Source organism: Gulosibacter sp. 10 (assembly GCF_900163695.1).
GTDB lineage: Bacteria > Actinomycetota > Actinomycetes > Actinomycetales > Microbacteriaceae > Gulosibacter.
The window spans coordinates 108,276-125,890 of record NZ_FUIC01000011.1; the positions used below are offsets into that span (position 1 = coordinate 108,276).

The 17,615-nt window shown below is 71.5% G+C and carries 15 protein-coding genes; 13 read left to right on the forward strand and 2 right to left on the reverse strand.

The annotated features are described in order from the left end of the window. Window positions 1-340: 340 nt before the first annotated feature. The 11 genes from FM112_RS04120 (at window position 341) to FM112_RS04165 (ending at window position 12,466) form a co-directional block, all read left to right on the forward strand. On the forward strand, window positions 341-1,609 hold the full coding sequence (locus FM112_RS04120) for a hypothetical protein (RefSeq protein ID WP_176386657.1): 1,269 nt from the start codon (window positions 341-343) through the stop codon (window positions 1,607-1,609). Between the two features lie 231 nt (window positions 1,610-1,840). Next, a complete protein-coding gene (locus FM112_RS04125; RefSeq protein WP_087003870.1) occupies window positions 1,841-2,314 on the forward strand; it encodes an Lrp/AsnC family transcriptional regulator in 474 nt (157 codons plus the stop codon). Then, a complete protein-coding gene (locus tag FM112_RS04130) occupies window positions 2,311-3,342 on the forward strand; it encodes a GTP-binding protein (RefSeq protein ID WP_087003873.1) in 1,032 nt (343 codons plus the stop codon). The genes FM112_RS04125 and FM112_RS04130 overlap by 4 nt, the downstream gene beginning before the upstream one ends. A gap of 33 nt (window positions 3,343-3,375) precedes the next feature. Further along, a complete protein-coding gene (locus FM112_RS04135) occupies window positions 3,376-3,726 on the forward strand; it encodes a DUF6176 family protein (protein ID WP_087003876.1) in 351 nt (116 codons plus the stop codon). 197 nt (window positions 3,727-3,923) lie between these two features. Beyond that, the gene (gene pdhA / locus FM112_RS04140; RefSeq protein ID WP_087003879.1) at window positions 3,924-5,171 is read left to right on the forward strand and encodes a pyruvate dehydrogenase (acetyl-transferring) E1 component subunit alpha; all 1,248 of its coding nucleotides are present in this window, start codon (window positions 3,924-3,926) and stop codon (window positions 5,169-5,171) included. Beyond that, window positions 5,168-6,325 (forward strand): alpha-ketoacid dehydrogenase subunit beta, encoded by a 1,158-nt coding sequence (locus FM112_RS04145; protein ID WP_254910368.1) that lies wholly within the window; start codon window positions 5,168-5,170, stop codon window positions 6,323-6,325. The genes pdhA and FM112_RS04145 overlap by 4 nt, the downstream gene beginning before the upstream one ends. Continuing rightward, window positions 6,325-7,932 (forward strand): dihydrolipoamide acetyltransferase family protein, encoded by a 1,608-nt coding sequence (locus tag FM112_RS04150; RefSeq protein WP_217874417.1) that lies wholly within the window; start codon window positions 6,325-6,327, stop codon window positions 7,930-7,932. The genes FM112_RS04145 and FM112_RS04150 overlap by 1 nt, the downstream gene beginning before the upstream one ends. Before the next feature lie 189 nt (window positions 7,933-8,121). Beyond that, window positions 8,122-9,201: a histidinol-phosphate transaminase gene (gene hisC / locus FM112_RS04155; protein ID WP_176386658.1), complete on the forward strand. Its 1,080-nt coding sequence runs from the start codon at window positions 8,122-8,124 to the stop codon at window positions 9,199-9,201. Further along, window positions 9,198-10,580: an amino acid permease gene (locus FM112_RS04160; protein WP_254910369.1), complete on the forward strand. Its 1,383-nt coding sequence runs from the start codon at window positions 9,198-9,200 to the stop codon at window positions 10,578-10,580. Before hisC ends, FM112_RS04160 begins: the two co-directional genes overlap by 4 nt. A gap of 344 nt (window positions 10,581-10,924) precedes the next feature. Continuing rightward, on the forward strand, window positions 10,925-11,329 hold the full coding sequence (locus FM112_RS16775; RefSeq protein ID WP_140400567.1) for a hypothetical protein: 405 nt from the start codon (window positions 10,925-10,927) through the stop codon (window positions 11,327-11,329). A gap of 393 nt (window positions 11,330-11,722) precedes the next feature. After that, window positions 11,723-12,466 (forward strand): DUF1345 domain-containing protein, encoded by a 744-nt coding sequence (locus tag FM112_RS04165; RefSeq protein ID WP_176386659.1) that lies wholly within the window; start codon window positions 11,723-11,725, stop codon window positions 12,464-12,466. A 30-nt stretch (window positions 12,467-12,496) separates the two neighbouring features. Here FM112_RS04165 and FM112_RS04170 read toward each other — a convergent pair whose 3' ends face one another. Beyond that, entirely contained in the window at window positions 12,497-15,010 is a 2,514-nt protein-coding gene (locus FM112_RS04170) for an ATP-binding cassette domain-containing protein (RefSeq protein WP_087003889.1), read from the reverse strand. 560 nt (window positions 15,011-15,570) lie between these two features. Here FM112_RS04170 and FM112_RS04175 point away from each other — a divergent pair. Beyond that, on the forward strand, window positions 15,571-15,795 hold the full coding sequence (locus tag FM112_RS04175) for a hypothetical protein (protein WP_087004143.1): 225 nt from the start codon (window positions 15,571-15,573) through the stop codon (window positions 15,793-15,795). After that, window positions 15,786-16,205 (forward strand): PIN domain nuclease, encoded by a 420-nt coding sequence (locus FM112_RS04180; RefSeq protein ID WP_087003892.1) that lies wholly within the window; start codon window positions 15,786-15,788, stop codon window positions 16,203-16,205. Before FM112_RS04175 ends, FM112_RS04180 begins: the two co-directional genes overlap by 10 nt. A gap of 35 nt (window positions 16,206-16,240) precedes the next feature. On the opposite strand, the gene aspS is transcribed toward FM112_RS04180, so the two are convergent. Continuing rightward, on the reverse strand, window positions 16,241-17,551 hold the full coding sequence (gene aspS, locus FM112_RS04185) for an aspartate--tRNA(Asn) ligase (RefSeq protein ID WP_087003895.1): 1,311 nt from the start codon (window positions 17,549-17,551) through the stop codon (window positions 16,241-16,243). Window positions 17,552-17,615: the final 64 nt, after the last annotated feature.

Consider the following 17,615-nt stretch of genomic DNA (forward strand, 5'->3'; position numbering starts at 1 on the left):
CGGTTCCCGCGTACCGGCGAGGACCGGACGAGCCCATCGGAACTGCGAACGAGGAGCGCATCCGCGAAACCCGCACGAGCGCCTCGACGCAGAAGCCCCGGGGAGCGGGTCGAATCGCGGGATGCGGCGGCGCCAGCCGTCGATCGCACACACCGCAGACGACCCGGGAAGCGCGCGGAATCACGTATTCCCCGACGAGGCTTCTGCGGGGCGAAGCCGATACGGGCGGGGCGGGGCCGCTCGACGCGGTGCGCACCGCGGCCTGCCGTCGGCAACCTGCGGGCAACCTCCGCGTCATACTCTTCTTGCAGGCGGATACGGCGATCGGAGGGCGGCAGGCATGCGAACATCGAGGACACGACGCGGACGGTCGATGCTCGGGCCCGTCTCGGGGTCGGCAATCTCACTGCTGCTGCTGACGGGCTGCGCCTCGCACGCCGTTCCCGAGCCGACCAGCCCCGTCCCCGCGGACCCCGGCGTGTGGCTCGCCCCCGACTACGCGGACGCCGACGGCGGCACGCTCGAAACGCGCGAGCTGCAGGGCGAGCTCTGCGCCATCGACGACGGCGTCGCGGTGGTCTCGATCTCCTGGGAGGACGCGCCCGACGGCGAGGACCGGGTGACCGCGATCCGCCTCGAGGACGAGTCCGAGCTGTGGTCCGTGCAGGACGTCGACTGCGGTCGGGATCACGCGAAGGACGGAGCGGTCGCGCTGTTCGAGCGCCCTGCCGAGGGCGGCGGGAACCTCGTGCACAGCGTCGACATCGCGACGGGGGAGACCGACTACACCCTGGACGACCTCGGCTACAGCGGCGAGGTCGTCGGCTTCGCGGGCGACACGCTCGTCTACCTCGCCTCGGTGGAGAAGGAGGACGGCGCCGATCAGACCGGCGAGGACCGCTGGCGCCACGAGCTCCTGGGGTATCGCGACGGCGCGCTCGCCTGGCAGGTCGACCTCGACTTCCACGTCGACTGCGAGACCGCGGCGGCGCTGGTCGCCTGCACGAATCGCGATTCGACGGACGCGACCCTCGTCGACGCCGCATCGGGAGAGGCGTCGCAGGTGCCGGTCGACGGGGGCGGCATCAAGTTCCCGAAGATCGAGTGGGCCGTCGACGGGTATGTCGTGGCAGGGCGCCCCGACTTCCTCGAAGACGAGGTGACCCGCGGATACGGGCTCGACGGGGCGCTCGTGGGCGAGGTCGAGGGCGAGCGCATCGGCACCGCGCCGCTCCAGACCCAGCTCGTGCTCTACCCGGTCGAGGACCTGCTGCGCACCGACATCCTCGCCTCCGACGCGGAGGGCGAGGTGCTCCTCTACTGGGACGACGAGAGCGCCCTCCGGTTCGCGGAGTCCGGCGAGAGCTACGAGGAGACCGACCTGCCGCTCGGCCTCTTCGTCGCCTCCTCGGCCGACGGCGGGGTCCTGCTCTTCCAGACCGAGAGCGACGACGCCGGGGGCAACGGGACCCTGGTCACGGCGGATGGGAGCCAGATCGGCTCGGTGCGGCACGAAGGCGGGCTGCTCGAGTGGCGGACCATGGGCGGCATGATCGTCAGCATCGATTCGGATGGCGCGACGATCCACCTGCCGCCGGGCATGGGATAGCGCGCGAGAAACCGCACGGCATAGCGCGGCGGGCCCGCGCTCGCGCCCGGAGGGGCTCGCACCGGGACCGAACCGATCCGCGCCGCCGCCTCGCGGCCCCGGTGCATCCCCGGCACGGATGGATCGGGACGGATCGGCGGCGGGCGATGGCCGAGCGGAGACGGGGGCGAAGACCGGGCGAAGACGGAGCCGGGGCTGCGAAGATGGTGGCACGAGCCGGAGAGGAGCCCGATGGACGAGATCGACCGAGCCATCGTCCGCGCGCTGCGGCGCGACGCCCGGCTGTCGATCCGGGCGCTCGCCGAGGAGGTGCACGTCTCGCGGTCGACGGCGCACGAGCGGGTGCGGCACCTGACCGAGCGCGGCGTCATCACGGGGTACTCGGCCCGCGTGGATCTCGCCGCGGCCGGGCTGCCCGTGCGCGCGCTGCTCGTGGTCGACACGGGCGCGACGCCCGAGGGCGCGGATCTCGTCGAGCGCCTCGGCGAGGTGCCCTACGTCGTGCGCGTGCAGACCATCGCGGGCGATGTCGACTTCGTCGTCGAGATCGCCGCGCCGAACCACGACGCGCTGAGCGCCATCGTGCTGCGCCGGGTGCTCCGACTCCCGGGCGTCGTCTCCGTCCGCACGCACCTCATCATCGGCGAATCCGTCGGCGACCCGCTGCAGCCGCCCGCACGCGACCCGGAGGATCCCGCCGCATGAGCACCCGAGCGCAGGCGGGCACGGTCCCGGTCATCGTCATCAGCGGCCATCTCGGCGCGGGCAAGACCAGCCTCCTCAACCACCTCCTCCGCGAGCCGGGCGCCCGGCTCGGCGTGGTGATCAACGACTTCGGCGCGATCAACGTCGACGCCGGCCTCGTCACGGGGCAGGTGGACGAGGCCGCGACGATCTCGGGCGGATGCCTCTGCTGCCTGCCCGACTCCGGCGGCCTCGACGACGCGCTCGAGCAGCTCTCGCAGCCGAGGCTGCGGATGGATGCGATCCTCGTCGAGGCGAGCGGGGCCGCGGACCCCATCGCGCTGACCCGCATCATCCGGTTCTGCGACGTGCCGGGCGTCCGCCACGGCGGCCTGATCGAGGTCGTGGATGCGGTCGAGCACTTCAGCACCGTCGACGTCGAGGAGGAGCCGCCCTCGCGCTACGCGGCCGCGACGCTCGTCGTCATCGGCAAGACCGACCTCCTGCCCGAGGGCGAGCGCGAGGAGGTCACGGCGCGCATCCGCGAGCGGGTGCGGATGCGCAATCCGCGCGCGCAGATCGTCGTCGCGGACCGGGGCGGGATCGACCCGCGGCTGGCCTTCGACGCGAGCGCCGAGGAGGATCCCGTCGACGAGCTGCCCATCGCCGAGCTGCTGCGCGAGGCCGCGGGCGCGCACGAGCACCGCCACGCCGCATCCGCCGCCGTCGAGCTCCCCGACGCCGTCGCGCCGGGCGCGCTCGCGGCGCTGCTCAAGGACCCTCCCGCCGGCGCCTACCGGATGAAGGGCCGCGTCCGGGTGCGCGGCCCGCGCTCCGAGCAGGCGTACGTCGTGCACGTGGTCGGCTCGATGGTGCACGTCGCCCGGCTCCGGCAGTCGCCCGAGCCCGGCGAGCTGGTGGCCATCGGCATGGACCTGGACGTCGGGGATGCCGAGCGGCGCCTGCGCGAGCTCGCGGATTCGGCGCCGGCCGCGCCGGACCCGCAGGGGCTCCTGCGCCTGCAGCGCCTCGAGGGGCTCAGCGGCTGACGGGCCGCGCCTCGGCTCTGCGAGAATCGGGGCATGCGGATCGAACTCACCCGGTTCCGGGTCAGGGCAGGGGCGCGGGCGCGCGTCGACGAGTGGATGGCCTTCCTCGCGGCGAACCGGGACGCCGTGCGCGAGACGCTGGAGCCCGAGCGGATGTACGTCGAGACGATCTTCTCGGAGACGGTCGACGGCGTGGACTACCTGTACTGGTACAGCGTGCAGGGCGAGGACGGCGCGCCGGTCGAGGCCTCCGAGCACTGGCTCGACCGGGCGCACATCGACTTCTGGCGCGAGTGCATCGACGACGAGTACCCGGGCGAGGACCTCGCGCCCCGCATGCACGTCGCGCCCCGACGGGTCGAGGACTCGATGCGGCCCGAATGAGCGCCGCCCCACAGGCGGGCGCGAACAGTAGCGAGACTCCCCGGCCGCCTGAAGAGGCGTCCAGAAGTGCCGGACGAACAGTCCGATATCCGCGAGAAGACGGGACGTACGGCCGCTTCGGCCCGACACTCTGACCGGTTGACCGAACTTGCCCCGCAGCCCTGTTCTTCGGGCCCGCCGCGGCGCATCCTGGGGTCATGCGAGACGACGATGTCGCGCCGAACGAGCTACGTGGACCGGCGCTCCACGACCCAGAATCCCGGCACGCCGCCCTGCTCGACCAGCTGCCCGGGCCGACCCCCGTGCGACTGATCGACCGGGAGGGCGAGGCGGTCGAGCACGACGGCTTCGCGCTGCCGGATGCGGACACGCTGCGCGACGCCTACCGGCGGATGGTGATCGCCCGCCGCTGGGAGGCGCAGGTCACCGCGCTGACGCGGCAGGGCCGCCTGGCCACCTATCCCTCCGCCTACGGGCAGGAGGCGGGCGAGGTCGGCTCGGTCCTCGCCCTCGAACCCGAGGACTGGATGTTCCCGAGCTACCGGGACTCCTCGGCGCTGCTGACCCGCGGCGTGCCGCCGCGGCTGCTGCTCTCCTTCTTCCGCGGCGACTGGCACAACGCGTACGACCCCTACGAGCGGCGCATCGCCCCGCAGTCGACGCCGCTCGCGACGCAGGCGCTGCACGCGGTGGGCTTCGCGCACGCCGAGCGGCTCCGCGGCCGCGGCACCGTCGCGCTCGCCTACCTCGGCGACGGCGGCGCCAGCGAGGGGGACGCCCACGAGGCGATGAACTTCGCCGCCGTCTGGCAGGCCCCCGCGATCTTCTTCGTCCAGAACAACCAGTACGCCATCTCGACGCCGCTGCAGGAGCAGACGCGCTCGCGCTCGATCGCCGATCGCGCGGCCGGGCTCGGGATGCGCGGCGTCTGGGTCGACGGCAACGACGTCGCCGCCGTGATCGCGGTGCTGCGGGACGCGGCCCGGCGCGCGCGGGCGGGGGAGGGGCCGACGCTCGTCGAGGCGCGGACCTACCGCCTCGAATCCCATACCAACTCCGACGACCCCACGCGCTACCGCGAGGCCGAGGAGGCCGCGGCCTGGGAGGACTACTGCCCGATCGCGCGCCTCGCGGCCCATCTCCGGGCCCGCGGCGAGCTCGACGACGCCTTCGACGCCCGTGTGGCGGAGGAGGCCGAGGCGAACGCCGCCGCCACGCGCGAGGCGATGAACGAGCAGCCCGAGATCGATCCGCTCGAGCTCTTCGAGCACGTCTACTCGACGCCCCGCAGAGCCCTGCAGGAGCAGCGCGCGATGTTTGCCGAGGAGCTCGCCGCAGCAGAGAACCCGGCAGAGAACCCCGCAGAGAATCCGGCCGGGGACCCGGCCGAGACCGGCGCCGCGGAGCGCGGCGCCCCGCACGCCGCCGAAGGAGCGAGACGATGACCGCCACCGAGCACCTCGCGGACCCCGCCGCGGCGCACGAGGACGTGCGACGCGGTCCGACCGCCCCGCAGCGCCGGACGGCGCCGACGACGAGCCCCGGCCCCGGCCCCGGCAGGCAGCCCGATGCGCCCCGGCAGCCCGAGCCCGGCAGCGCCGCCGCGCCCGCCGACACCGCCGGCACCGCCGAGACGCTCAGCATCGCGGGCGCGCTCAACGCCGCGCTCCGCGACTCCCTCGAGGAGGACGCCGACGTGGTCGTCTTCGGCGAGGACGTCGGCCCGCTCGGGGGCGTCTTCCGCGTCACGGACGGCCTCGCGGCCGAGTTCGGCCGCGAGCGGGTCTGGAACTCGCCGCTCGCGGAGGCCGGGATCCTCGGCACCGCGATCGGCATGGCCATGGCGGGGATGCGCCCGGTGGTCGAGATGCAGTTCGACGCCTTCAGCTACCCGGCGCTCGAGCAGGCCTTCTCGCACGCCGCGAAGATGCGCAACCGCACCCGCGGCCGGGTGGAGCTGCCCCTCGTCGTCCGCATCCCCTACGGCGGCGGCATCGGCGGGGTCGAGCACCACTCCGACTCCTCCGAGGCCTATTGGGCGCACACGCCGGGACTGACCGTCGTGACGCCCTCCACCGCGCACGACGCCTATCACCTGCTGCGGGGCGCGATCGCCTCGCAGGATCCGGTGGTGGTCTTCGAGCCCAAGCGCCGCTACTGGCAGAAGGGCGAGGTGCGCCGCGGGGACGCCGGCGTCGGCTTCGACCAGGCGCGAGTGGTGCGCGAGGGGCGCGATGCGACGCTGCTCGCCTACGGCGCCGCGGTCGAGGTCGCGCTCGAGGCCGCCCGGCTCGGCGCCGAGGAGGAGCTGGATCTCGAGGTCGTCGATCTGCGCACGCTCTCGCCGTTCGACGACGAGACGGTCTCGCGATCGGTGCGCAAGACCTCGCGCGCCGCGATCATCCACGAGGCGGCGCGGTTCGGCGGCTACGGCGCCGAGGTCGCGGCCGGGGTGGGCGAGCGCGACTTCTTCTGGCTCGACGCGCCGGTGCTGCGCGTCACGGGCTTCGACGTGCCGTATCCGGCGCCGAAGCTCGAGGAGTACTTCCTGCCGACCGCGGAGCGGGTGCTCGCGGCGCTCGACACGTGGGAGTGGTGATGACCGGCATGCAGGAGTTCATACTGCCCGACCTCGGCGAGGGGCTCGTCGAGGCCACCATCGTCGAATGGCGCGTGGCGCCGGGCGACGAGGTCGCGGTGGACCAGATCGTGGTCGAGGTGGAGTCGGAGAAGTCGGTGGTCGAGCTGCCGACGCCGTACGCCGGCCGCGTGGCCGCCCTCGGCGCGCAGCAGGGCGAGACGCTGCGGGCCGGTGACGTGCTGCTCTCGGTCGCGCCCGTGGATGCGCCCCTGGATGCGCTCGAGGGTGCGGCTGACGGTGCGGCGGGCAGTGGCGGCCCCAGTGGCGATGCCGGCACCGGCGGTGACGCGGGCTCCAGCCGCGATGCCGGCCCCGGTTCCGCGGCGGATGTCGGCCGGGGCTGGAGCGGCGAGCCCGACGGGGGTGCGTCTCGCGGCGACGAGCCCGGCGGGGACGACTCCGGCGCGGTCCTGATCGGCTACGGCACGAGCGAGTCGACCACGCGCCTGCGCCGCCCCGAGGGCGGCAGGTTCCGCCGCCGGCGCGGTGGGCGCGGGCCGCAGCCGGTCCCCTCGCGGGCCGCCCCGGCATCCGCCGCGCTGCTCGACGAGCGGCGCAGCTCGCCAGTGATGTCGCCGCTCGTGCGCCGCGAGGCGCAGGCGGAGGGCTTCGACGCCCGGCATCTCGAGGGCAGCGGGCCGAACGGCCTGGTGCTGCGCGAGGACGTGCGCGCCGCGGCCGAACTGCTGCGCGCCGCACCTGCGCCGGAGGCCGACGCCGGCGCGCAGCGGCCCCCGGCGGGCGCGCCCGGCCCGCAGTCCGGTGCCTCCGCCCCGCAGCCGGCCCCGCAGTCCGGCGCACCCCGGCACGCGGCGCGGGCCGCGCAGCCGCCCGCCGACGCAGCCGCTGCTCCGTCCGCCGCCGCATCCGCAGCTGCCGCGACGCGCATCCCCGTCGAGGGCATGCGCGGCATCATCGCCGAGCACATGGCTGAGTCCCACGCCACCGTGCCCAAGGCCACGGTGTGGCTCGACGTGGACGCGACCCCGCTGCTCGAGCTGCGCGCGCGGCTGCAGGAGGACGCGGGCGAGCGGTTCAGCCTCACGACGCTGATCGCCCGGATCGTCGTGGCCGGGCTCCGCGCGCATCCGCGGCTCAACGCCTCCTTCGACGCCGAGCGCGACGAGATCCTCGAGTACGGAGGCGTGAACCTCGGCATCGCCGCCCAGACCCCGAGGGGGCTGTCCGTGCCGGTCGTGCACGGCGCGGAGGGGATGACGCTGCGCGAGCTCCGGGACGCGATCGGCGAGCTCGTGGCGGAGGCGCCGCGGGGCAGATACGCGCCGGGGCAGCTCCAGGGCGGCACGTTCACGCTCAACAACTACGGCGCGTTCGGCGTGGACGGGTCGAGCCCCATCATCAACCTGCCGCAGGCGGCGATGCTCGGCATCGGCCGGCTCAAGGAGCGCCCGTGGGTGGTGGACGGCGAGCTCGCGGTGCGCACGGCGGCGACGGTGAGCTTCGTGTTCGACCACCGGGTCTGCGACGGCGGCGAGGCGAGCGCCTTCCTCACCTTCGTGACCGACCGGATCGAGCGCCCCGCGCTGCTCTACGCCGACCTCTGATCGGCTGCGCCGGCCTTCAATCGATCGGGCATGATGCTCAGTAATCTCGTCATGAGTTCCGAAACTCGGTCATCATGCGAGAAAAATACCTGACAAGTTGTAAGGCCATACTCCGATAGCTTGCCCATTTTGCCGAAGGTCACTAGCGTCGCCAGGGTCATGTCACCGTCGACAAAGCGAGGACCATCCGTGTCAACCCAATTCCGCCCCGGCCTTGAGCACATCGCCGCGTACAAGCCCGGCAAGTCCGTCTCCGCACCCGGAGGCGGCCCCTCGTACAAGCTCTCGTCGAACGAGAACCCGTTCGCGCCGCTTCCCTCCGTCGTCGATCGCGTCTCGGGCATCCTCTCGGGCTCGATCCACCGGTACCCCGACATCGCCGGCACCCCCGTCGTGCACGCGCTCGCGCAGCGCCTCGACGTGCCGGTCGAGCACATCACGCTCGGCGCCGGCTCGGTCGAGATCGCGGGCCAGATCGTGCACGCCCTCACCGCGCCAGGCGACGAGGTCGTGTTCGCGTGGCGCTCGTTCGAGGCCTATCCCATCCTCACCCGCGTGGCGGGGGCCGTGCCGGTGCAGGTGCCGCTCGACGCCGACCACGGCCACGACCTCGAGGCCATGGCCGCGGCGATCACCGAGCGCACCCGCGTGATCTTCGTGTGCAACCCGAACAACCCGACCGGCACGGTCGTGGATGCGCGGTCGCTCGAGGACTTCCTCGCGAAGGTGCCCGAGCACGTCACCGTCGTGATCGACGAGGCCTACGAGCACTTCAACGAGGCCGCGGACTCGCCCGACGGCATCGACTGCTACCGCCGCCACCCCAACGTGGCCGTGCTGCGCACCTTCTCCAAGGCCTACGGGCTCGCGGGGCTGCGGATCGGCTACGCGATCTCGCACGACGCGCTCGCCGAGCACCTCCGCAAGGTCGCGCTGCCCTTCGGCGTCTCCGCGCTCGCGCAGGAGGCCGCGGTCGCCTCGCTCGAGGCGGAGGAGGAGCTGAACGAGCGGGTCGAGACGCTCAAGTCCGAGCGCGCCCGGCTCACCGCCGCGCTGCAGCAGCTCGACTTCCTCGAGGTCGTCCCCTCGCAGGCGAACTTCGTGTGGCTGCCGCTCGGCGAGGCCACGGCGCGGGCCGCCGAGGCCTTCGAGGCCGGCGGCGTGGCCGTCCGGCCGTTCCCCGGCGAGGGCATCCGCATCTCCATCGGCACGCCCGAGGCGAACGACCGCGTGGTCGAGATCGCGAAGGCGCTGGGGGCCGTGCTGTGAGCGCCAAGGAGGCCGTGCGCGCCGACCCGACCACCTCGGGCGTGACCACCGGCCTGCACAAGTCCATGACGAGCGGGCAGATCGCGATGATCGGCCTCGGCGGCGCGCTCGGCGCGGGCCTGTTCGTCGGCTCGGGCGAGGCCATCGCGGTCGCCGGGCCCGCCGTGCTGCTCTCCTACGTGGTCGCCGGCCTGCTCGTCATCCTGCTCATGTGGATGCTCGGCGCGCTCGCCGCGAAGGATCCGCAGAGCGGCGCCTTCTCGGTGTTCGCGGGCAAGGCGTTCGGCCAGACCACGGGCGGGGCCGTCGGCATCCTCTACTGGTTCCAGCTCGTCGTCGTGATCGCAGCCGAGGCCACCGCGGCCGCCGCGCTCGCCTCGGCGTGGATCCCCGTCGTCCACCAGGGCGTGTGGGCGTTCGGCTTCCTCGCCGTGCTCACCGCGGTGAACATGTTCGGCGTGAAGAACTACGGCCGCTTCGAGTTCTGGTTCGCCGTGATCAAGGTCGTGGCCATCGGCGTCTTCCTCGTCCTCGGCTTCGCCTTTCTCTTCGGCTGGCTGCCGACCGCCGAATCCACCGGCCTGTCGAACCTCACCGCCGAGGGCGGCTTCGCGCCCGGCGGCATGCTGGGCATCTCGGCCGCGCTGCTCATCGTCATCTTCTCGTTCGGCGGCACCGAGATCGTCGCGATCGCCGCCGCGGAGAGCGACGACCCCGCCAAGAACGTGAACCGCGCCGTGCGCTCGGTGATGTGGCGCATCCTGGTCTTCTACCTCGGCTCGATCTTCGTGATCGTGACGGTGCTGCCCTGGGACGACGCGAGCCTCGCCGAGGGGCCCTTCGTCGCGGTGCTGCAGGCGCTGAACATCCCCGGCGCCGACCTCGTGATGTCGCTCGTGATCATCGTGGCGCTGCTCTCCGCGCTCAACGCGAACCTCTACGGCGCCTCGCGCATGGCGTTCTCGCTCGCGGAGCGCGGCCACGCGCCGAAGCGGCTGATGCGCATCTCGCAGGGCGGCGTGCCCCGCGGCGCCGTGCTCGTCTCGGTCGCGGTCGGCTTCATCACGGTGGTGTTCAACTTCGTCGCCGCCGAGCAGGTGCTGCCCATCCTGCTGAACATCGTCGGCTCGACGCTGCTCGTCGTGTGGGCCTCCGTGATCGCCTCCTACGCGGTGCTGCACCGCGATTGGGACGGCTCCCGCACCAGCCGGACCGTGCTGTGGGCGGCCGGGGCGGTGCTGCTGGTCGCGATCACCGTGCTCGCGCTGTTCACCCCCGGCCCGCGCGAGCAGCTGCTCTCGACGCTGGGACTGACCATCCTCATCTTCGCGGGCCTGCTCATCGCGAGGCGGCGCCGTAAGGGGCAGGGCGCGGGCTGATCGGGCCGCGGCGCGGGGCGACCGCGCTGTGCCGGCCGGGCGGTGCGCCGCGGCTCGGGAGTCTCCCGCCGGGGTCGATCCGGGCGGATGACGGGCGAACCGGGCCGCGCCCCCGGATCAGCTGCGCATTCATCGAACGAACGAGCGCGGCGTCGACACGCTCTCCCCGGTGGTCGATGATGAACCGGCCGGCATTGGGCAAGCCCGCGAGAAGCGTCACGTGTTTTTCTTATTGATGTTGCGTACGTGAAGCCCTGGTTTCCGCAGAGGCGGTTACGGTGATGTGTATGTTCCAAGAACCAGCGCGCATAGCCTCTTCCCGTTTCCTGCAGTCTCGAGGATGGGTGGAACGCGTCATCGATCCGTTCGACCAGACGGAGTTATTGGTTCCTCCCTTTGCTACGTCTGACATGACTATTGCGCGTGCGGAGCGGGCGAGGAGAGGGGAGATCCGCGAGGTTCGCTTTGCATCCGAGCACGGTCACCGCTGGCCGCTGTGGGACGTAATCGAGGGGCCGCTTGAGCCATATCATTTGGGGATTAGCGCAGAGCTCACGGCAAAGCTTCGCAGGTGGCATGATGTGTGGATTGCTAATGTCAGCGTAAAATCTCGTTGGGAATCTCCAGCGGTGCGACAGGTCTGGAACGAGGAGGGGAGGGGCTTGGCTCTGGAACTCTTCGAGGAGATCTGGTGGAGCGCCGACGTTGCGGATGTGCATTGGGATGACGGTCTGGGGGTCTACGGCTGATGGCAGTGGAGATGATTGAGGTTACGCCCATCGGGAATGGTTGATGGGCGCAGATGAGCGAGGCGGTTGTCATATTCATCAAGTCGTCCCACGTTCCCATTCCCTGTACGCCTGGGTTCCAGCAGCATCGTATTGATTTTGCCGGGAATGCTGCTTTCCTTCTTTGTCGTGCTGATACCCGAAGACGCTGTCTCCGCATTGCATATTGACAGGGCACCACTTCCCTCCCGGGAAAGGAATAGGTGCGATTCATGTGGTGAGTGTCTCCTGCATTGCATGCGATCCAGTCGGGGAAGGTAAGCATAATCCGACAGGACGGCTCGAGTGCGCCATATGCCGACCCGTCGGGCGAGCGAGGCGCTCGAATCGCGAAGCCGCACTACCCTCGGAATCGTGAGCACCCCATCGCACGCATCGCGCCCCGGCAGCACCCGGGCGAACAGGCCGCGCCTGCTCGCGAAGGAGGGGCCCCGGCAGCTCTTCTCGAACCTGCCGGGTCTGGCGCTCATCATCGTGCTGATCGCCGTGCTCGAGCCCGGCTCGGCTGCCCGGCCGGAGCTGTTCGCGCTCATGACCGCGGCGTACGGGCTCATGCTGCTGTCGAGCGCGGTCCTCTACGCCGTGCTCACGTTCTGGGCCTTCCGCGGGATCGAGGGCGAGGAGCTCGCGCGGGCGGCCCGCTGGTCGGCGCCCCAGAGTGCGCGCGAGGCCAGACGCCTGCGGCAGTTCGGCGCCGACGAGGTGAGCATCGCGATGTGGATGGGCTTCTTCGCGCTCCTCATCGTCGGCCTGCTGGTGCTCGTGCCGGGCCTGCGCGAGCAGCCCTACGCGGCCCTCGGCGCGCTCGCCGCGGTGGTCGCCTCCTGGGCGCTCATCGTGCTCGGCTTCGCGGTGCGCTACCTGCGCGAGTGGGCCGCGGCGGATGCGGTGCGGTTCGGCGACACGGCCGATCCGCCGGGCCTCGGCGACTTCGTCTGGCTCGCGGTGCAGATGTCCACGGCCTACGGCTTCGGCCAGGCCTCGGTGCGCACCGCGTCGATCCGGAGCACGGCGCTCAAGCACAACGTGCTCGCCTACGTCTTCAACACGGTCATCATCGCGCTGCTCATCTCCGTGACGGTCTCCTCGGCCACCTGAGCGCAGGCGCTCGGGCCCGGTCGCGCGCCGTCAGCCGGTGGCGTCGAGAAAGCGCTCGGCGAGGATGCTGCCCGTCACCCCCGATCGCGCCGCCGCGACCTCGCGAGGCGGGCCGGCCGCCACCACGTGGCCGCCCCGCGGCCCCGCCCCCGGACCCAGGTCGATGAGCCAGTCGGAGCCAGCCGCGATCTCCATGTTGTGATCCGCCATCAGCACCGTGTTGCCCTCGTCGACGATCTGCTGGAAGAGGCCGCCGAGCACCCGCGCATCGCTCGGATGCAGGCCGTTCATCGGCTCGTCGAGGATGAAGAGCGAGTGCTCGCGCCGCGGCCGGGCCCGCAGCGCCGCCGCGAGCCGCAGCCGCTGCGCCTCGCCGCCGGAGAGCGTGGCCGTGGACTGGCCGAGCAGCAGGCCGCCCAGCCCGACCAGCTGCAGCGCCTCGAAGTGGTCGGCGGCGCCGAGCGACGCGCCGAAGCGGTCGGCCGCCGCGTCGATCGACAGCGCGAGCACGTCGGCGATGTTCAGCCCGTCCACCTCGATCTCGAGCGTGTCCTCGGTGAACCGCCGCCCGTCGCACTCGGGGCACTTGCCGCTCGAGGCGGGCAGGTGGACGAGGTCGATCGTGATCGTGCCGAGACCCTCGCAGCGCGGGCAGCGGCCGGCCGCGGTGTTGAACGAGAAGCGCGAGGCCGTGTAGCCGCGCGAGCGCGCTTCGAGGGGCTTCGCGAACAGGGAGCGGAACTTGTCGAAGATGCCGATGTACGTGCCGATCACCGAGCGCGGCGAGCGTCCGATGGCGCTCTGGTCGAAGCTCACGACGCGCGAGACGGCGTCGAGCCCCGACGCGGTCGCGCCGGCGAGCCCGCGCCGCTCCTCGCCGCTCACCCCGGCCTGCGGCTCGTCCTCGAGGAGGGACGCGGTGCCGGATGCGGCGGCCAGGGAGGCGACCGAGCGCAGCAGGGAGCTCTTGCCGGACCCCGAGACGCCCGTGACCGTCGTGAGCGCGCCCGCGGGGAACTCGATCGGGGCGCCGTCGAGGGTGTTGGTGGTGACGCCCTCGAGCCGGATCCGGCGGTCGAAGCGCCGCGGCTCCCGCCAGAGGTCCTCCGGCGGCGCGTTCCGCAGCCGCTCCGCGGTCGAGGCGTCGCCGGCGAGCGCCGCATCCACCGAGCCCGCGAACATGACCCGCCCACCCCGCGCGCCGCCGCCCGGGCCGAGCTCCACGACCCAGTCGCAGCGCCGCACCGTGGCCATCTCGTGCTCGACGAGGATGACGGTGTTGCCCGAGTCGCGCAGTTGCTCGATGAAGGCGAACAGGTGGTCGATGTCGGCCGGGTGCAGGCCGGTGGAGAGCTCGTCGAAGACGTAGAGCATGCCGTGCAGGCCGCTGTGGAGATGCGCCGCGAGGCGGAGGCGCTGCAGCTCGCCGGCCGAGAGCGTGGCCGCCGACCGGTCGGCGGCGAGGTAGCCCACGCCGAGCGAGTCGATCACCGCCACGCGCTTCTCGAGCTCGCTCAGCAGCAGCCGGGCGGCGTCGTGCTTCGCGCCCGAGCTCGGGAGCCCCTCGTGCTCGACGGCGCGGCGGATGAACCGGGCCATGTCGACGAGGCTGCGCCGCGAGACCTCGGCGATGTTCTCGCCGCCGATGACCACGCCGAGCGCGGCCCGCGCGATCCTGCTGCCGCCGCACTCGGGGCAGGGCGTGTCGTGGAGGAACTGCAGGGCGCGCTCGCGCATCGCGGCGCTGCCGCTCTTCGTCACCGTGTCGAGCAGGTAGCGGCGGGCGCTGCGGAACCGGCCCTCGTAGGCGCGGCCGCCGTACTCCGTGGTGGCGTCGGTGGGATGCACCGTGACGGTGGGCGTCTCCTCCGTGGTGAGGAGCCAGTCGCGCGTGGATCGGGGCAGATCCTGCCAGGGCGCGTCGATGTCCACGCCGAGCACCTCGGCGACGCGGCGGAAGTTGAGGCCCACCCAGCCGCCGGGCCACGCCGCGATCGCGCCCTCGCGGATCGAGAGCCGCGGGTCCGGCACGGAGGCGTCGACGTCGATCTCGTGGATGCTGCCCTTGGCCGCGCACGCCGGGCAGGCGCCCTCGACGGTGTTGGGGGAGAACGCCGAGGCGAGCAGGTGCCCCTGGCCGGGCGGGTACTCGCCGATGCGGGAGAACAGCACGCGGAGCAGATCGGCCACCTGCGAGAGCGTGCCGACGCTCGAGTGCTCCGGCGGGCTCGAGACGAGCTGCTTGACCGCGATCGCGGCCGGCAGCCCGGTGATCCGGTCCACCTCGGGGGAGTTTACGGCGCCGAGCAGGTGCCGGGTGAAGGGCGACACCGACTCGAGGTAGCGCCGCTGCGCCTCGGCGTAGACCGTGTCGAACGCCAGGGAGGACTTCCCGGAGCCCGAGACGCCGCAGATCGCGATCAGGGCGCCGTGCGGCATCGAGACCGAGACGTCCGCGAGGTTGTGCTCGCGAGCGCCCACCACCGAGATCTCGGTGATGGGCGCTGCGGAGGAGAACGGCGAGGATGCGGGGGAGACGGCCATGGCGTCCAGGGTGGCCCGCCGGAGGCGGCCGCGCAACCCGCGCCGGCTACGGCTGCAGGCGGTTGGGCCCGCGGCGGGGCATGGCGATGTCCTCGCGGGGATGGGGCGGTGAGGGCGAGTATTCGTTCGCAGCACCGAGCGTGATGCGAGTAGCTCCGGGACGAATGAAGCGACGGGAGGGATTCTTGGGGAATATCCTCCCGAATAGACGTGAGCATTGGCCTGATCTTCGCTCGGCGGACGAGTGGAACTGGCGGTATTGCGGCCGGTTCAATACGTGGCTGCAGGATGCCGGCAGCGGGAGCATGAGCTGGATCGACGCGACGGAGGCGAAGCGGCGGTATGAGACGCCGGGGAGTGAGTTGACTCTGGTGCCGCGGAGGCGGTGACCTCGATACTCGTGTCCCGATCTCACGACATCGTCTGGTTCGCCCCGCAGGGTGTCGGTGGGCGGGACGCTTATCGCGTCCTCGACGTCTATTCGGTATCTCATTTTTCGAGAGCGATAGACTGACATCGTGATGATATCGCGATATCATCACCGGAAGGAGGTAGTGGTCATGACGAACATACTCGTCCGCGGGCTCAGCGCCCAGGCCGTCGAGCGCATCGACGCCGAGGCATCTGCACAGGGGCTGTCTCGCAATGAATTCCTGCGCCGGAAGCTCGAGGGAGCCCAGCCTGCGACTTCGGAGGCCGTGGTCACCGCGGCCGACTGGAATCGCTCGGCCGAGATCTTCTGCGACCTGGAGGAGCCTGCGGTGATGGGCGACGCATGGCGGTGACGAGCTGGCTGATCGACAAGTCGGCGTACGTGCGGATGCAGGCCGGTCGGGCGTCGCACATCGACGAGTGGAACGCGCGCATCGAGCGCGGTCTGGTGCGGCTCTCGACGGTGACGAGGCTCGAGTTCGGCTTCTCCATCCGGTCGGGAGAAGCCGGACGGGAAGCCTTCGGCTCGCCGCCGCTGTCGCTCATGCCGATCGAGCACCTCACGCCGGCGATAGAGGATCGGGCCTTCGAGGTGCAGATGCTGCTCGCCGACCGCGGGCGGCACCGTGCGCCGTCCATCCCGGATCTCCTGATCGCGGCAACGGCGGAAAAGGCTGGACTCACGGTGCTCGCTGTCGACAAGGACTTCGACCTCATCGCCCGGATCACCGGGCAGCCGGTAGAGACGCTGGCGCTGAAGTAGCGGAGAGAAACGGGCGGCCGCGCAACCCGCGCCGGCTACGGCTGCAGGCGGTTGGGCCCGCGGAAGAGGTAGGTGACCTCGCGGAGGTTCGGCTGGTGCAGCATGAGCATCATCATGCGGGCGAGGCCCATGCCGAAGCCGCCGTGCGGGGGAGCGCCGTAGCGGAAGAAGTCGAGGTAGAAGTCGAGTTCCTTGGGCTCGAGGCCCTTCTCGGCGATCTGCTCGGTGAGCACGTCGATGCGGTGCTCGCGCTGCGCGCCCGTCGAGATCTCCACGCCGTTCCAGATGAGGTCGTAGGACTTCGTGATCGAGGGGTCCTGCTCGTCCCGCATGTGGTAGAACGGCCGGATCGACGCGGGGTAGTCGGTGAGGAAGACGAACTCGGAGCCGTGCTCCTCGAGCGCCCAGCGGCCGATCTCGCGCTCGCCCTCCGGGTCCATGTCGAGGTCGTTGCGCTCGAACTTGTGGCCGCGCGACTCCACGATCTCGCGGGCCTCGAGCAGCGGGATGCGGGGGATCGGGTTCTCGGGCACCACGACGTCCACGTCGAACAGCTCCGCGAGCTCCTCGCCGTGGCGCTCTTTCACCGCGGCGAGCGCGGTGCGCATGAGCTCCTCTTGCATGTCCATGACGTCGGCGTGCGAGTCGATCCACGAGATCTCCGCGTCCACGCCGGTGAACTCGGTCGCGTGGCGCGAGGTGAACGAGGGGTCGGCGCGGAAGACCGGCGCGATCTCGAAGATCTTGCCGAAGCCCGCCGACTGCGCCATCTGCTTGAAGAACTGCGGCGACTGCGCGAGGTAGGCGGTGCCGTCGAAGTACTCGACCTTGAAGAGCTCGGCGTTCGACTCCGAGGCCGTGGCCATGAGCTTGGGCGAGAAGACTTCAATGTAGTCGCGCTCGTACCAGTAGTCGCGCATCGCGTGCGTGAGCGTGGTCTGCGCACGGAACATCGCGTTGTTGCGGCGCGTGCGCAGGTCGAGGAAGCGCCAGTCGAGGCGCTTGTCGATCGAGGAGTCGTCGGCGATGGGCGTCTCGGGGTCGGCCTCCGACTCGACCCGGATCGAGGAGATCTTCACCTCGAGGCCGCCGAGCTTGACGCGCTCGTCGTGCTTGAGGTCGCCCTCCACGGTGAGCATCGTGCCCTGCGCGAGGCCGGAGATGACGTCGCTGATGTGCTCGCGGCCCTCGGCGCGCGGATTCACGAGCTGGAGGGCGCCGGTCTCGTCGCGGAGCACGACGAACTGCACCTTCTTCTGATCGCGGACGGTGTCGACCCAGCCCTGGATCTTGACCGGGCCGTCTTCGAGGGGGGCGAGGGCGTTAATCAGCGTACGTTCAGTCACCCGGACAGCTTACCGGCCGACGGGGGATGCCGCGCGGGCCCGGATGCGGCATTCCGCGCCGGGT

Bases quoted from the DNA above. Each gene is read 5' to 3' on its own strand.
- FM112_RS04120 (WP_176386657.1), top strand. From the start codon at position 341: ATGCGAACATCGAGGACACGACGCGGACGGTCGATGCTCGGGCCCGTC.
- FM112_RS04125 (WP_087003870.1), top strand. From the start codon at position 1,841: ATGGACGAGATCGACCGAGCCATCGTCCGCGCGCTGCGGCGCGACGCC.
- FM112_RS04130 (WP_087003873.1), top strand. From the start codon at position 2,311: ATGAGCACCCGAGCGCAGGCGGGCACGGTCCCGGTCATCGTCATCAGC.
- FM112_RS04135 (WP_087003876.1), top strand. From the start codon at position 3,376: ATGCGGATCGAACTCACCCGGTTCCGGGTCAGGGCAGGGGCGCGGGCG.
- pdhA (WP_087003879.1), top strand. From the start codon at position 3,924: ATGCGAGACGACGATGTCGCGCCGAACGAGCTACGTGGACCGGCGCTC.
- FM112_RS04145 (WP_254910368.1), top strand. From the start codon at position 5,168: ATGACCGCCACCGAGCACCTCGCGGACCCCGCCGCGGCGCACGAGGAC.
- FM112_RS04150 (WP_217874417.1), top strand. From the start codon at position 6,325: ATGACCGGCATGCAGGAGTTCATACTGCCCGACCTCGGCGAGGGGCTC.
- FM112_RS04170 (WP_087003889.1), bottom strand. From the start codon at position 15,010: ATGGCCGTCTCCCCCGCATCCTCGCCGTTCTCCTCCGCAGCGCCCATC.
- FM112_RS04175 (WP_087004143.1), top strand. From the start codon at position 15,571: ATGACGAACATACTCGTCCGCGGGCTCAGCGCCCAGGCCGTCGAGCGC.
- FM112_RS04180 (WP_087003892.1), top strand. From the start codon at position 15,786: ATGGCGGTGACGAGCTGGCTGATCGACAAGTCGGCGTACGTGCGGATG.